This window comes from Pandoraea terrae, assembly GCF_902459695.1.
In the GTDB taxonomy this organism is placed as follows: domain Bacteria; phylum Pseudomonadota; class Gammaproteobacteria; order Burkholderiales; family Burkholderiaceae; genus Pandoraea; species Pandoraea terrae.
The window spans coordinates 1-14,924 of the sequence record NZ_CABPRZ010000002.1 but is presented as its reverse complement, the minus strand read 5'-3'; the positions used below and the strand labels follow the sequence as shown (position 1 = coordinate 14,924).

The 14,924-nt window shown below is 64.3% G+C and carries 15 protein-coding genes; 1 reads left to right on the top strand and 14 read right to left on the bottom strand.

Annotation, left to right across the window (positions count from 1 at the left end; genetic code table 11):
- The first annotated feature begins 268 nt into the window (after positions 1 to 268).
- Positions 269 to 1,423 carry a methyltransferase gene (locus tag PTE30175_RS02130; protein WP_150695418.1) on the top strand — a complete coding sequence of 385 codons (1,155 nt, stop codon included), beginning with the start codon at positions 269 to 271 and terminating at the stop codon, positions 1,421 to 1,423.
- Between the two features lie 64 nt (positions 1,424 to 1,487).
- Here PTE30175_RS02130 and PTE30175_RS02125 read toward each other — a convergent pair whose 3' ends face one another.
- From PTE30175_RS02125 to PTE30175_RS02060, 14 genes are all read right to left on the bottom strand, one after another.
- Complete coding sequence (locus tag PTE30175_RS02125; protein WP_150695417.1) at positions 1,488 to 2,744, bottom strand: TIGR03862 family flavoprotein; 1,257 nt, start codon at positions 2,742 to 2,744, stop codon at positions 1,488 to 1,490.
- A gap of 135 nt (positions 2,745 to 2,879) precedes the next feature.
- On the bottom strand, positions 2,880 to 3,071 hold the full coding sequence (locus PTE30175_RS02120) for a DUF2964 family protein (protein ID WP_150695416.1): 192 nt from the start codon (positions 3,069 to 3,071) through the stop codon (positions 2,880 to 2,882).
- A gap of 240 nt (positions 3,072 to 3,311) precedes the next feature.
- Positions 3,312 to 3,608, bottom strand: coding sequence for a DUF1488 family protein (locus tag PTE30175_RS02115; protein ID WP_150695415.1), 297 nt, complete (start codon positions 3,606 to 3,608; stop codon positions 3,312 to 3,314).
- Between the two features lie 214 nt (positions 3,609 to 3,822).
- Complete coding sequence (locus tag PTE30175_RS02110) at positions 3,823 to 5,238, bottom strand: acetate kinase (protein WP_150695414.1); 1,416 nt, start codon at positions 5,236 to 5,238, stop codon at positions 3,823 to 3,825.
- Between the two features lie 76 nt (positions 5,239 to 5,314).
- Positions 5,315 to 5,962: a hypothetical protein gene (locus tag PTE30175_RS02105; RefSeq protein WP_150695413.1), complete on the bottom strand. Its 648-nt coding sequence runs from the start codon at positions 5,960 to 5,962 to the stop codon at positions 5,315 to 5,317.
- Between the two features lie 9 nt (positions 5,963 to 5,971).
- Positions 5,972 to 6,673 (bottom strand): C39 family peptidase, encoded by a 702-nt coding sequence (locus PTE30175_RS02100; protein ID WP_150695412.1) that lies wholly within the window; start codon positions 6,671 to 6,673, stop codon positions 5,972 to 5,974.
- A 4-nt stretch (positions 6,674 to 6,677) separates the two neighbouring features.
- Complete coding sequence (locus tag PTE30175_RS28455; RefSeq protein WP_224788556.1) at positions 6,678 to 7,172, bottom strand: peptidase MATCAP family protein; 495 nt, start codon at positions 7,170 to 7,172, stop codon at positions 6,678 to 6,680.
- 83 nt (positions 7,173 to 7,255) lie between these two features.
- Positions 7,256 to 8,395 carry a hypothetical protein gene (locus PTE30175_RS02090; protein WP_150695411.1) on the bottom strand — a complete coding sequence of 380 codons (1,140 nt, stop codon included), beginning with the start codon at positions 8,393 to 8,395 and terminating at the stop codon, positions 7,256 to 7,258.
- Positions 8,396 to 9,005: 610 nt separating this feature from the next.
- On the bottom strand, positions 9,006 to 9,572 hold the full coding sequence (locus PTE30175_RS02085) for an NADPH-dependent FMN reductase (RefSeq protein WP_150695410.1): 567 nt from the start codon (positions 9,570 to 9,572) through the stop codon (positions 9,006 to 9,008).
- A gap of 89 nt (positions 9,573 to 9,661) precedes the next feature.
- Positions 9,662 to 11,023 carry an N-succinylarginine dihydrolase gene (astB, locus tag PTE30175_RS02080; RefSeq protein WP_150695409.1) on the bottom strand — a complete coding sequence of 454 codons (1,362 nt, stop codon included), beginning with the start codon at positions 11,021 to 11,023 and terminating at the stop codon, positions 9,662 to 9,664.
- 20 nt (positions 11,024 to 11,043) lie between these two features.
- Entirely contained in the window at positions 11,044 to 12,534 is a 1,491-nt protein-coding gene (gene astD, locus PTE30175_RS02075) for a succinylglutamate-semialdehyde dehydrogenase (protein ID WP_150695408.1), read from the bottom strand.
- A complete protein-coding gene (gene astA, locus PTE30175_RS02070; RefSeq protein ID WP_150695407.1) occupies positions 12,531 to 13,586 on the bottom strand; it encodes an arginine N-succinyltransferase in 1,056 nt (351 codons plus the stop codon). The genes astD and astA overlap by 4 nt, the downstream gene beginning before the upstream one ends.
- A 10-nt stretch (positions 13,587 to 13,596) precedes the next feature.
- On the bottom strand, positions 13,597 to 14,667 hold the full coding sequence (locus tag PTE30175_RS02065) for an arginine N-succinyltransferase (RefSeq protein ID WP_150695406.1): 1,071 nt from the start codon (positions 14,665 to 14,667) through the stop codon (positions 13,597 to 13,599).
- A partial coding sequence (locus PTE30175_RS02060) for an aminotransferase class III-fold pyridoxal phosphate-dependent enzyme (RefSeq protein ID WP_150695405.1) occupies positions 14,664 to 14,924 on the bottom strand: 261 nt, incomplete at its 5' end. The genes PTE30175_RS02060 and PTE30175_RS02065, both read right to left, overlap by 4 nt.

Here is a 14,924-nt window from a genome sequence, read left to right as displayed (position 1 = left end):
GGCTCCCGCACCCCTCCCGCCCCCTCCCGCCTGACGCGCCACGCGGAGACGGCCGGCGCATGCGATGCCCGGTTCGCCGCAACACGGGCATAATACGGCCTGCACGCCCGCAAACGCTGCCGAACGCCGGCATGCGGGGCCGCCCGTCACCCATCGCCGCCAGGTGATCTACCCGAAATTCATTCATGCCGTCTGTCTCGACCCGCTGTATCCCCACGACCCCGCACGCCGCCTGTGCACGTGCATCGATCCTCTGCGAGGTGAACGCATGACCGGCCCGCAAATGCTGTCCTGGGAAGAGGAAGGCCGCCACACCTCGGCCGTGTGGCGCTCGGAAGCCGGCGTCCTGCCGCCGAAACGGGTCGAGGTTGTCGACGACACCGTGACGGCCGACGACGCCTACCATCTCGCCTGCGGCGGCACCGCGCTGCTTTACCGCGGCGACTACCAGAACGCGCGTCAACTGCTGCAAGCCATGGCGCGCCGCATCGACCGTCCGCCCCATCGACCGCGCAAGAAGCCGGCGGCCGCCAGCGCCGCGCCTGCCACGCCGGCCGATGCCTTTCACAAGCACCGAATGGCGCAAGCACAGCGTGCCCGCACGCTCGGCATGCTGCTGCTGCCGCTCGATGCCGGCTATGTGATTCCGCTGCGCCGCGCACCGGATGTCGCCGAAGCCTGCCGTGAGGCCTACGGCCCCGCGACGGACGAAGCCTCCGTCGTCTCCTTGCGCGAAGTGCTGGGCCTGATTGGTGCGCACGAGTGGCGCAAGAAGGGCGTCATGATTCCCGCGCTCGATTCGACGATTCACCCGTGGTACGGCGTGTTCTCGCCCGTGCGAGGCGAGTACCTCGATTTGATCGCGCAAGCGCCGCTGCCCGACACCGCGCTCGCGTTTGACGTCGGCACCGGCACGGGGGTGATCGCGGCGGTGCTTGCCAAACGCGGTGTGCAACGTGTCATCGGCACGGACCAGGATCCGCGCGCCCTCGCCTGCGCCCATGAGAATATCGACCGGCTCGGACTGCGCGGCAAAGTCGAGATCGTCGATGCCGACCTGTTTCCGGAAGGGCGCGCGCCGCTGGTCGTCTGCAACCCGCCTTGGGTGCCCGCACGCGCCAATGCACCGATCGAACATGCCATCTACGATCCGGACAGCCGCATGCTCAAGGGCTTCCTGAATGGCCTTGCCGACCATTTGAGCCCGGGCGGCGAAGGCTGGCTGGTGCTGTCGGATTTCGCGGAACACCTCGGCCTGCGCCGCCGCGACGACCTGCTCGCGTGGATTCACGCCGCCGGCCTGAAAGTGCTGGCACGCCACGATACGCGCCCGCATCACCCCAAGGCGGGCGATGCCACCGACCCGTTGCACACGGCACGCCGCGCCGAAGTCACGTCGCTCTGGCGCCTCGGCGCGCGTTGATTGGCGAAACGCTGCGCGGGGCGCCCATGGCAACACCGCGTAGCACCGGCATGCCTGGCGCTCGTCAGCCGCGCGCCAGATGCGCGGCGACACCCCGGGCCGCAGCCCGGCCGCTGGCAAAACACGCCGTCAGCAGGTAACCGCCGGTCGGCGCTTCCCAGTCGAGCATCTCGCCAGCGCAGAACACGCCGGGCAGGTTCGTCACCATCAAACCCTCGTCGAGCGATTCGATCGTCACGCCGCCGGCCGTACTGATGGTCTCGGCCATCGGGCGCGGACGCAACAGGCGCAGCGGCAGCGCCTTTAGACTGTGCGCCAGCTGCGCAAGGTCCGTGAAATAAGCCTTTGGCAGACATTCACGCAGCAGTCCGGCCTTTACCCCCGTGATGCCCAAACGGCTTTGCAGATGGCTCGAGAGCGAACGTGCACCGCGCGGGTGCATCAGCACCGTCGTCACACGCTCGGGCGTCCAGCCGGGTAACAGATCGAGCAAGATGGTCGCTTCGCCCGCCGCATTGATGCGCTCGCGAATGCGCGCCGAAAGCGCGTAGACGAGACTGCCCTCGATCCCTGCCTCGCTCACCACGAATTCGCCCTGGCGGAATTCGATGCTGCCATTGTCATCCGGCAGCGCCATGGCAACCGCCTTGACCGGCTCCCCCGGAAACCTGGCCCGAAAATGCGCGCTCCAGTCTGTCTCGAAGCCGCAGTTGCTCGATTGGAGCGGCGTGATGCCGACGCCGCGTGCCGCCAACCACGGCACCCATGCGGCGTCCGAGCCCAAGCGCGGCCAACTGCCGCCGCCGAGCGCGAGCACCACCGCGTCGGCCGACACGCGGTGTTCGCCCGCCGGTGCGGCAAACCGCAGGCACGCGGGCCCCGGCGCATCCGACGCTTGCCAGCCGAGCCAGCGATGCCGCACGTGGAGTCGCACTCCGTTCGCACGCAAGCGTGCCAGCCATGCGCGCAACAGCGGCGCAGCTTTCATGTCCCGGGGGAAAACGCGGCCGGAAGAGCCGACAAATGTCTCGATGCCCAGGCTGTGCACCCAGGCGCGCAACGCATCGGGCCCGAAGTCGTCGAGCCAATGCCCGATGACGCCAGCGCGCGCCCCGTATCGGGACACGAACGGCGCACGCGGTTCGGAATGCGTCAGGTTCATGCCGCCCTTGCCCGCCATGAGGAATTTCCGGCCGACGGACGGCATCGCATCGAAAACATCGACGGAAAACCCGGCCTCCGCCAGCATTTCTGCCGCCATCAACCCGGCAGGGCCGGCACCGATGACAGCGACGGAAGGAGAAGTTCGGACGACGGACATAAGGGGCCGGCACAAGGCTGCGATCGGAAAGCGCGCTATTGTCCCATAGTCCCCAAGCGGCGGCGCATCGAATCAGCGCTGGCGCATCAGCCGCACGTTGCGTGCGGCCGTTTCCCGGCAATTGGCGCTTGGGCCCTAGCCAGTCTTGTCGTGCGGCCAACGATTGAGCATCACGACTACGCACGTCACGCCACATATCACCACCGTCACGCCGGCACGGACGACGTCGTCCAGATCGAACAGCATGCCGTGGAGCGTGGCGAACAGGCCGCCCAGCGTGACGAACGCGGCAATCGCGGCGAACACCACTCTAACGTTGGGACACATGAGCCTCTCCCCGAACCGGGGCTCCCGGGGGTGTCCGCGCTGCCCGCGCGCCCCTGCCCCTTACCTGCTTGGAGTGTAGATTCCGGACGTCGTTCTCGCTGCAGGGATATCCCGCGACAGCGCTTCGGGCGCATGCCGATTCATGCGAAACGCAACAAGACGCCGCACTTTGTGTGCGGCGTCGGAAGTCTGCTGACGGCGGCCGCCTGTTGCGGCCGCGATTTGGGAGCGCTTCGGCGCTTAGGGGCGGCGCGAGAGCGACTCCTTGACCCAGCGGAAGTGTCCGCTACGCAGCAGGACAGGGCCGGCAAGGCCCATGGCGAGATAGCGCTTCGTCAGCGCCTCAATGTGTGAGCGCCCATGTTCGAACGCATGCAGCAGATCGTCTGCGCGGGCCGAACAGGCGCCGAAATGATCCTCCAACGCCTCGGCCGACACAGCGCAGTCGACAGACTTGCCATTGACGATGACCGCGAACTCGATGGTCAGGTCCTCGCCGTTGAACATGGGCCGGTGGTCAGGAAATTCGATTTGCATAATGCACCCCCCGGCGGTAAGCGTGTCGGCCGACACGTTTTATCCAGCATAGACCATAGCCGGGCATTGCGCGAACGCCTCGTCAAGGGTTCGGCACACTATCCGGCAGAAGGTTCGATCAATTGGATCAAACATCAAGCAAAACTTCAGATTTACATCATAAATGATTGTTTTTTAATTGATAATTGTTCTTCATAACTCTCCCGCCGATCCCTCAGAAACTGATCGGCAAACGGAACGTCAGCGACAAATCCGGCGTGTCTCGGGTGAGCCCGGCGCCGATCGTGACATTGAGCGTCGAGCGTTTGTTGATCCGGTACGAATAGCCGACGATCAGGGAGCCGAGCACCGTGCGCACCGAACCCGGAATCGTCTGTCCATTCTGCTTCGTCGCACCGACAATGCTTTGGTCATACCCGATGGAGAATGATGCCCGGTCATTGAGCGCAAGGCCCATCCCGATATTGAAACCGAAGATGTCGCCAGGTTGGATCGTGCCCAGGAATTCCTGACCACCGGCGAGTACCGTACGACTCACGTTGGTGCGCTGAAAGTTGTGCAGATAACTGAAATTACCGAAGAATACGGCCGGATCGGACGGAAACAACCAGGTAAAGCCCGGTTGCAGCGCGTAGAAACCCGAACCGGTCGGCAACTGCAATGGCAAACCGGTACCCGTGGTGTTGCTCACGCATCGTGTCACGCAATCCGTCACCACTTCAAACGGGTCTTTGCCGGTGCGCGATTTGAAGCGTAACCAGCCGACGAAATAAGGCCATCCACCGGAGCCGTCGTTGATTTGGTAACGCCCGGTCATTTCGATGTCGCCCAATCCATGCCCGCGCGTGTCGAACGTGTTGTCCACGGCGGTGCCCTGCAGGACCTCGCGGCTGACGGTTTGCCCCGAACTGAAGACGTAGGGGATCCGGAACTCGACTTCCATGCGGTTGGTAATCCCGTAGCGCACGGTCATCGTCTCGGTGTAGGTCGTTGTCTTGACTTCGCGGACGTCGATCAGGCCGATCAGCAGTGCCGGGATGATCGTGTATCCGACGAGTGCGACACGATTGCTCGACGAATAGCCGAACTGGAAGCTGGGTTCGAGGATGAACGTTCCTTTCGGCGTCAGCACGCCCGGTTGCTCGAAGATCTGGGCGACTTCGGGCGGACGGGTTTCACGCTCGGGCGCACGTCCGACCGGCGCCGGCTGTTGATCGCCGGTCGCGGCGTTGCCGGCGCCCGGGCCGTTCGCCTCGCCCGGATTGTTTTGCTGGGTCAGCATCGGATTGCTGCTGACGTCCGCCCACGCGCCGCCGGGCGCGTTCGGATCCGCCCCGCCGCGTTGCGTCGAGAGCAGCTCACGGTTGAGCTTGTTGCGCAGCACCCGAAATTCGGCCTCTTCCTTGGCCATGTCGCGCTGCATGGCGTCGAGGCGGCGCAGGCGGTCATTGACCTCGGCGCGCAGCGCTTTCAACTGCTCGGCGGAACCCGCCTCGCTGTCGGCACCCACCTGCGCACCGGCCTCCTGCGCCGTGGCCGGCATCGCGGCGCACATGCCGCCGGCAAATCCGATCGAAACCGCGAGCGTCCACCCCACCGTGCGGACGCGTCGCATAGCCCTGAACATCATGGCGCATCTCCCTTCGCGAGCGGCGCTGCCGCGCCCCGTCGCGTGCTTGCCAGTTACGACGATGTCGGCGGTACGCTCATCTCACGCCCGCCGCCGCTTGCAGCGCATTGGAAAGCAACGCTTGCGCGTTCATCGTCTTCAATAGGCCCAGGCTATTCACGGCAATGTTCACCGTGGTCAGACTCTTGATGGTCTGGTTATCGAGTGTGTTCTGTACGACCGACAGCAGTGCCTGTGCGTTGATTGCTCCTGGATTGAAATTGTTGGCCGGCCCGTTTTGCACCAGCGTGACGTTTCTCAACTGCGTGGCGAGCGTCTGCGCCTGTTGGCTTGTGATGTTGGCGATGTCCGGGATGTTGAAACTGGTGGTCGTCACAAGATTGCCGTTGATGTAGACCGCCCGGGCAATGCCGAACGACACTTGCAGGCCGTTCAGGTCGAAGCCGCCGCGCAGGCCGTCGAGCCGCGCCGTGCTCACGGCCAGCCAGGTCCGCCCCTGGCCGCCGCGCTCTCGCCATTGGGCCGGCGGCGGGCGCGCCGGTGTGGTGTCTGCGTCCGAGCCCGCCGTTTCCTCAAACGTTGCGGAATCCTGCCACGCCGGCCCGGCGGGCGCCGACGTCGATTCGATGCTTTGCGCGCCCGCCGGCGCGCTCAGCGCACACAGTGCGCCGAGCGCCGCGAGGGTCCTTGGCCGCGCAACGAATCCGTATGCGATACGATGCATGATGGCCTCTCAGAAATCGCTGGGACCGAACTTCGGCATCACCACCGTGTTCAGCCCGCTGCGATCGATTCCCATCGCCAGCGGCGCGCGAGGCGCGACCCGCCAGTCGACAGGTTGATTGAATTGCGCCAGTTCCTCATGGTTGTGCACCACAAACAACACGCGGCTATCCCACGCCGCATCAAAGGCCGCGCGCGACATTGCGCGCGTGCCGAGCGCGGGGTCGCCGACCAGCACCTGGCCGTCGCGAATGCCCTTGACCACAACGAAATGGTGGTACCCGCTTTCCGTGATCAACACGATGGCCGGCACGTGCGTCTGTGCCAGTTGCTCAAGCGGCAGTTCAAATCCGTCTGCCACAAAGCCATGGGCTTCCAGGTACATCTTCATGTCGAGCAACGAAAAACCCTCCTTCCGGATCTTCTGCTGGTCGCCATGCGCGAACATCTCCTCGAACACGGCCTGCTCTGTCGTCGGCTGACCATAGTGGTACGTCATCAAGGTCGCGACGGCCGCGGAGCCGCAGCTGAAGTCGAATTGCTGGCGGATCGTGCGCAGGAAGCGCGCCTCTTTCAGGCTCGTTACGCGCACGGCATAGGTGCCGCCGTGGTCCGGAAGCTCGATGGTGTCCGCGCGGGCGGCAAGCGCAATGCCACTGCCCGCAAGCAGCGGCAGAATGAAGGCGAATGCGCGGCGCGCGATCGGTTTCATGACACTATTTGAACTCCACATTCAAAATCGTTGCGTTCTGAATCAACACGTTCGCACCGGAGTTCTGGATCACGTTGCCGAGTCCGGAAAAGCCGGTAAATGCGTTCGCTGAAATGGCGTTCGAACCAGTGGCAACCTGGCTGGCAACGTTGTTTGCCACAACGCCGTTGAGTTCCATGACGTTGAGCACTTGTGCGCCACCGCGGTAACGATCGAGGTCCGCGCTTGACAGGGCGTGGCCGAGTCCCTTGACTGACGATTCAGCGACTTTCGAGGTTGAGGGTGCCGCATCGCCCGCGTCGGGCGAGTGCGCCGTGAGCGCGGCGTCGGGCAGCCGGAACAGGCCGCGTACGAGTGTCGGGCTATCGGCGGCGGGCACATCGCCGGGCGCGGCTATCGCGCTGGCCCCAAACGCCAGAAGACTGCCCATGAAGAAGGCGGGCGCAGCCCTGCGCACGAGCATCTGTGCAGCCGTCCGTGATCTCGGGATCGTGTTCATGACCCATCTCCTTTGCTTGCCAGTACGTTGCGCAAGCGGCATTGCCGCGAGACCGGATGGCCCCGCGGCATTTGCTCCCGAGATTAATGACCGACGTTGAGATTAGCCTGCACGTTGACGCTTTGTTGCAGTAACGATGCGAAGCCGCTGTTTTGGCTCACGACCATCACGCCCGCCGCAGCATTGCCGATCCCGCTCATGTTGCTCGACATGTTGAAGGTACCCGCGTCGACCGAATTCACGCCGCCGTTGCCACCTGCACCACCCGTTGCACCATTGCCCGTACCGCCATTGCCCGCGCCGCCATTGCCCGTGCCGCCGGATCCGCTGACTGCGCCGTTACCTGCCGTGGCGCTACCATTGCTGGCAAACGTCGACGAACCGCCGTTGGTGGCGCTGCCGCCAGTTCCGGCACCACCGCCACCGCCGCCACCGCCGGTGCCCGAGCCGTTACCACCAGCCGCCGCAGTCGCGCCAGCCGAGGTGGCGCCAACGGCGCCGCCCGAACCTGCACCACCGGTTGATGCGCCCTTCTTGGAATGCGCATCGCCGCCAGACCCACTGCTTTGACCACCATATGCCAAGCTGGCAGCACCTGCGTCACCGCCCACACCGACGCCCTTGCCGCCCTTGCCACCGTCACCGCCGTTGCCATTACCTGCCCAGCTGCCTGCGTTGGTGGCTTTACCGGCATGCGCGCCAGCGTTGGTGGCCGTACCGCCTGCGCCGCCATTACCGCTGTCACCGCCATTGCCGACACCGCCATTGCCAGTACCGCCATTGCCGGTACCGCCCTTGCCACCCCGGCCACCATTCGCATCGCCCGAATTCCAGGCGGTGTTACCGATGTTGTTCACATGGATGTCGGTGACATAGCCGTCGAGACGACTGATGGCAATTGCCTTGCTGGTGTTGAACGCGTTGGTAAAGGTCGCCGAAGCAACCGAGCCGTTGTTTGCCGCTGCCGTGCCGAGTCCTTCGGCCTTGACCTTGCCTTTATTGTTCCTGTTGTCGCCGGAACTATTGTTGTTACCTGAACCATTTGCTTGTACGGCTAGCGAATTTTCATTCGCAGCCGCCCCGGAACCTGATTGAGTAGAGGTGGCAGTTGCTGTTTGAGTAACCTTCTTGCCTTCCTCGTTGGTGTTGGTCGGGTTCGCCCACACCTGGGTGGCACAACCCAGGGCAAGCAAGACAGCCGACGCAATTAAACTCCGCTTCATGGTTAAACTCCCGTAATTGAATGGCACGGGGGGAACGGCCGGCGCGCCACCGCCGGGCCAACCCAAACACAGGCATATTCAATGCCGGATGATGCAAACCCTCCGGAATCACATGCAATCCCTTGAAATACAAGAAGATTTTCTGAATGCGGAAATAGCGAGCGTCTGCCGAGTTTCAATGTGCAGGGATTTAAGGGTTTACACTTACTTGCGACGTTTCAGTTTTGAAGAGCCGATGCCGGGACCTGGCTATGCGGCACCGCGCAAATCACCCATATATTTTATTTATATCAATGGGTTGAGCAGCATTCTTCATGTTGTGAATCAATAATAAAGCGTGTTTCATTCTTGAAATCCGCCGCTATGCCGAAAACCGGTGCAGCGCGGCTGCTCCCGGTTTGTTTTGCACCGGAGGCGACGCCGGGCGTATAGACCGAAGCTCATACGCGAAGCGCAACGCTGACCCAATCGCGTCATTTCTGATTGATTTGCCGGACGTGGCGACTCCGTGCGCCAGCCAACGACATGTGCGCCCGCAACGCCCCACGCAAACGGCAAAACAAAACGTTGCGAACGTGAAACGAGAAGGATCGGTACGCGAAAAATTCAGTCAGTCCGCCCGGCGTTGCGCGCCGATGAACTGCGCGAACCCCTGCATGAACTCGGCCAATTGACGTCCGACGGCTTCGTCCACGAGGCGGCCCTGAGCATCGAACACCTGACTCGCGTGTGACACCAGCAGGCGGCCCTGCCACCAGGGCGTTGTCCCCAGCGTGCGAAGCACGGGCTGCCAGGCGTTCTGGCTCAGGATCGTACCAAAGCCGCCTGGCGATGCGCCAATCACCGCCACGGGCTTGCCCTTGAAGACGCGCGCGATATCTGCCGGTGGCCGGGACAGCCAATCGATCCCGTTCTTGAAGACGCCCGGAATGCCGTTGTTGTATTCGGGGGTGGCCAGGACGAGACCGTCCGCGCGGGCGATGGCGTCTTTCAATTCGGTGACAGCGGGCGGAATGCCTTCGGCCGCCTCGACGTCCCCGTCATATAACGGGACGCCGTGCAGCGTCCGGATATCGAGCGTGACGCCAGCCGGCATCACCCCCGAGGCTGCACGCAGCAGCGCGGTATTGAAGGAATCGCGGCGAAGGCTGCCGGACAGGCCGATCACGGTGGTCATGAGTCCATCCCCCTCAGGGCGCGGCACGCCGCCGCTCAGCTACTCTGCCCTGCAGCGTCCCACGCGTCAATGTGGGATATCCAAATTGCTCAGCCAGCGCCTTCACGCTGGAACGGATACAGGCTCCCGAGCCCGAGCAATTGCGACAATGCGTCGAGCGCCGTACGCGACTCGGTGAGCAGCGAAGGATCCGCGAGATCAGCCATGCTCAGACGGTCACGATAGTGTTTATCGACCCAGGCATTCAAGGACGTGAACAACGTGTCGTTCATCCAGATGCCCGAATGCGTCGCGCGACGCTCCGCCTCGGTCAGCACGACCCGAAGACGCAAGCAGGCAGGCCCGCCGCCATTGCGCATGCTTTCACGCAAGTTGAACACTTTCAATTCACGAATCGGACCGCCACCGGCCGTCAGCGACTCCAGATAGCGCCACACGTCGACACGTTCCTGGCACTCCTGCGGCACCACGAGCCGCATGCCGCCCTCCGCGCGCGCCAGCAATTGACTGTTGAACAGGTAGCTGCGCACGGCGTCGTCAAGCGACACCGCCGAGCGCGGCACTTCGATCACGTCAAGCGCAACGCCGCGCGCGGCCAGTTTGGCGCGCAACTCGGCATAGACACCGGCCTGATCCGCAAACGCCTGCTCATGGCAGAACAGCACGTTCTGGTTGCCGACGGCAATGACGTCGTTATGGAACACGCCCGCGTCAATGGCGTCGGGATGTTGCTGGGCAAACACGACGCGGTCGTCGCTCAAGCCGTGAAACCTCGCGATTGCCTGGCTGGCCTGCAGCGTCTGGCGAGCCGGAAACTTGCGCGTTGGCTGGGCCGTGGCGAGATCGTTGCGGCCATAGACGAAGAACGCCACGCCGGCGGTATCGTAAGCGCCGCAAAACCGCGTGTGATTCGCCGCGCCCTCGTCACCGAGCGTCGGCCAGCCGGGCAGCGCCGGATGATGCGCAAAGCGGTGCTCATCCGAAAAAATGGCGGCCAGTATGCGCGACGTCGTCTCATGTTCGGTCGCGCGATGCAGCTTGCTGCACAGATTCGCCGCCGTAAAATGCACCCGCCCGTCTGCGGTATCGGCCGACGGACTCACCGTCGCCGCGTTGGCCGTCCACATGCTCGACGCCGAGCACGCCGCAGCGAGAAGTTCCGGCGCGCGGCGCGCGGCCTGCCGAAGGATGTGCGCGTCGCCGCCGGAAAATCCCAACGTGCGCAGTAGTCCGACCGAGGGACGCTCCTGTGGCGGCAAAATGCCTTGCGCGTAGCCGAGATCGGCCAACGCCTTCATTTTGACGAGCCCCTGCCGCGCAGCAGCGCGCGGATTCGAGACGCTGTTCACGTTCGACGCCGAGGCAAGATTGCCGTACGAAAGGCCGGCGTAATTGTGGGTCGGGCCGACAAGCCCGTCGAAATTGGCTTCCATGGCGATGGGGTGCGTCATCGGTTCGTCTCCGTTCGCCGTCATTGCGATGATGCCGGCGAAAAATCGAGGCCGGGGTTCAGTTGCTTGGGCATGACTGGCGCAGGCGCCTCCATCGATGCGACCGGGTATGCGCAGTAATCGGCGGCGTAATACGCGCTCGGCCGATGGTTGCCGGAATCGCCGACGCCGCCAAAGGGCGCAGTGCCCGCCGCGCCGGTGGTCGGACGATTCCAGTTGACGACGCCTGCGCGAATTTCCACGCGGAAACGGTCGTATTGTTCGGCGCTGTCGGAAATCAATCCTGCTGCCAAGCCGTAGCGTGTGCGATTGGCCAGCGCAATGGCCTCCCCGAAATCGGTATAGCGAATCACTTGCAGCAGCGGTCCGAAATATTCCTCGTCCGGTAATTGGCCCGAGCGCGCAACCGTCGTCACGTCGAGGATGCCCGGCGTGACGCAAGCCGATGCAGAATCGGGCTGGGTCAGCGTCAGCAGCGGCTTGGCGCCGAGCGTCTGCAACCGTGCCTGTGCGTCGGCCAACGCGCGGGCGGCCTGCAGCGACACGACCGCCCCCATGAACGGTTGCGGGTCGGCGTCAAAGCGGCCCACGGTCAAACGGCCCGCCACCGTCACAAGGCGCGACAGGAAGGCATCGCCCTGCGCGTCGGCCGGCACAAACAGGCGGCGCGCGCATGTGCAGCGCTGTCCGGCCGAAATGAACGCCGACTGGACCGTCAGGTGCACAGCGGCATCGATGTCGTCGCAGCGATCGACGATCAGCGCGTTGTTGCCGCCCATTTCGAGCGCGAGGATCTTCCCGGGATGCCCGCCGAATTGCCGGTGCAGTGCGTTGCCGGTCGCCGAACTGCCGGTAAAGAACAGGCCATCGAGCCCTTCGTGGGCCGCGAGTGCGATGCCGGTATCGCGCCCGCCCTGCACCAGGCTCAATACGCCCGGCGGCAAACCGGCCTGTGCCCAAAGACGAACGGTGTGTTCGGCCACGCCGGGCGCGAGTTCGCTGGGCTTGAAGACGACCGTGTTGCCGGCCAGCAGCGCCGGCACGATATGCCCGTTCGGCAAGTGGCCGGGGAAGTTGTACGGCCCGAACACGGCAATCACGCCATGCGGCCGGTGCCGCACGACGCTTTCGCCATCCCCGGCAGGCGCGCGGCGTTCGCCCGTGCGATCGGCGTACGCGCGCACCGAGGTGTCGACCTTCGCCACCATGGTAGCGACCTCGGTTCGGGCCTCCCAGAGGGGTTTGCCGGTCTCCTGACCGATGGCGCGCGCAAGCGGCTCAGTGTTTTCCGCAAGCAACGCCGCGAAACGGCGGAGCACGGCTTCGCGTTGCGCCAGCGGTGTTAGCGCCCAACTCGCGAACGCGCGACGGGCGGATGCAACAGCCGTGTCGATATCGGCTGCGCTTGCCGCGGCGCCCTGCCAGACGAGCTCACCGGTCCAGGGGTCACGTGAGCAAAAGGCGGTGCCGTGCGCGGTGCGCCAGGCACCCTCGATGAAAAGATGCGTCATGATGCGTTTCCTCGGACGGTTTTCGGGCTGAGCGGCAACACACGCACCGTGTCGCCCGGGCCGACCCGTAATGCTGCCGCCACGGCGGCTGTAAGCGTGACAGAGGCCTCGCCGTGCCGTACCGGCACGAGCGCGACCCGGAAATCGTGCAGCCCGCCGTGACTGACCAGCGTCGGGATAGCGCCAGCCGCCATCGCGGCATGCGCAGCGTCGTCGATCGTCACCGGCAACACGCAGCTTTCACGCGATACCCGCAAGTCACTGATGTACGCTTCAAGTACCGGTCCGCCATCGAAGATGTCGACGTGCCGCTCGCAACGCAACCCTTCCTGTTCGAGCATGGCGCGCGCGGGCACAGTATCGGCGTGGACGCGACCGATCGCCGCCTGCGCTGCCGCTGGCAGAAAGTCCACGTACACTGGATGCTTCGGCATCAACTCGGCAACGAACGCCTTTTTCCCCTGCGCCGTCAGATGATCTGCCTGATCGAACGGGATCTGGAAAAACTGGCGCCCCAGTGCCTCCCAGAACGGCGACGCGCCGGTCTCGTCGAACCAGCCGCGCATTTCCGCGCACAGGTGCGCCGGAAACCGGTCTGCAAACTGGGCGAGGAACATGAAGCGCGACTTCGACAGCAAGGCGCCATTGCGGTCACGGCGGAAAGCCGGATCGAGAAACAGTGTGCAAAGTTCGCTGTACCCGGTCAGGTCATTCGAGAGATACAGCGTTTCAAGCTTCGTCCAGACGCCCAATTCGCGGCTCGCATGCACAGTCACGCCGCGGCGGTACGTATAACTCGGCTGATCGAGCCCGATCGCGACCTCGATCCCGCAGGTACCGGCAACTTCCCCGGTGGCGGTATCTTCAAGGACGAATAAATAGCCTTGCTCCGCGGGCGTAGCCGCGTCCGAAAGCGTGCGTTCGACGCGGTCGAGGCGCGACGCCAGCATTCCGGCATCGGGCTTGAGCGAGGTCAGCCCCGGCCCTGCCTTGGCTGCGAGCGCGAGCAACGAGGGCAAGTCGCCCCGGTGGGCGGTACGAACGATCATCATGGCCGCCTCCTTATCGCGGGGCCGGCCGATACGTGCCGGCCGGCAATGGAATACCGCGAACCGTGTCGCCGGACTCGACGCCAAGAGCATCGGCATCTGCCGCCCGCAGCGTCACCGCCTCGGGCGCGGCGCCGCCGGCAGCCGGGGCAACGTGGATGAGGGTTGCGCGAAACGCGTCGACGGCATCGTTGGCGACCAGCCATGGCTCGCCAGCGGCTGCGCCGGGGGCGTCGCCGTCGGCAACGCGCACAGGCAGCAAACGGCTGTCACGCACGGTCCGGCACATGCTGCGCTTCGCGCACATGACCGGTCCTGCGTCAAAAATATCGATGAAGCGGTCCGACTCGAAGCCTTCCCGGGACAACAGCGACCACGGCAATTGCGAGCGCGGGTGCACCTGCCCCATGACGGCCTGCGCCTCGGGCGAGAGCAAAGGAACGTATAAAGGATGGTGCGGCATCAATTCGGCAATGAAAGGTTTGCTGCGTCCGCCCGACAGGAACTCCGCCTGCAGAAAATCGAGGCCAAAGAACTTGCGGCCCACGTTTTCCCAGAACGGCGATCGGCCGGCATCGTCGGTGACCCCGGGCAGCGACACCACCAGATCTTCGGCGAAGCGCTCCGGATGCTGCGCGATGAACATCAGGCGGGACAACGACAGCAACGGGGGCAGCGTCGTGGCGATCAAATCCGCGTCGATGTAAAACGACGCCAGTTGCGTGAAGCTGGTGAGTTCGTGGCTGACGGTCAGCGTGTAAATCCGGCTGTGCACGCCAAGGTCGTGCGACGCGTGCACGATCACGTCGTTGCGATAGGCGTAGAACGGCTCCTCGAATCCTGCCGCGGCGGCGAGCGAACAAATGCCGCGCAATCTGCCGCTGGAAGTATCTTCCAATACGAACACATAGGTTTCCTCGCCGGGGAAATCGACTTCCGCCTCGAACGAGTGGGCCGCACGAACCAGCTTGTCGTGCAACTTGTCGCGCTGCGGGGGCAAGCTGTGCAGGACCGGGTCGGTCGAAGCGGCCATGCGCTCGATCTGATCGAGATCGGCGAGACGCGCGGGACGAATCACCATCATGCGGTACGCTCCATGAACGCCGGGGGATGGGCGGCGACAAACGCGCCCACGGCCGCATCGAGGCGGCGCAGGCCCTCTTCGGCTTCTTCGGCACTGATATTGAGCGCTGGCGCAAAACGAATGACGTCCGGCCCGGCGATCAACAGCATGAGTCCGCTCTGCTCGGCTGCACGTACGATATCCTTGGCCTTGCCCGCATAGGCCGGCTTGAGCACCGCGCCGAGCAGCAGGCCCAGGCCGCGGATCTCCTCGAACAC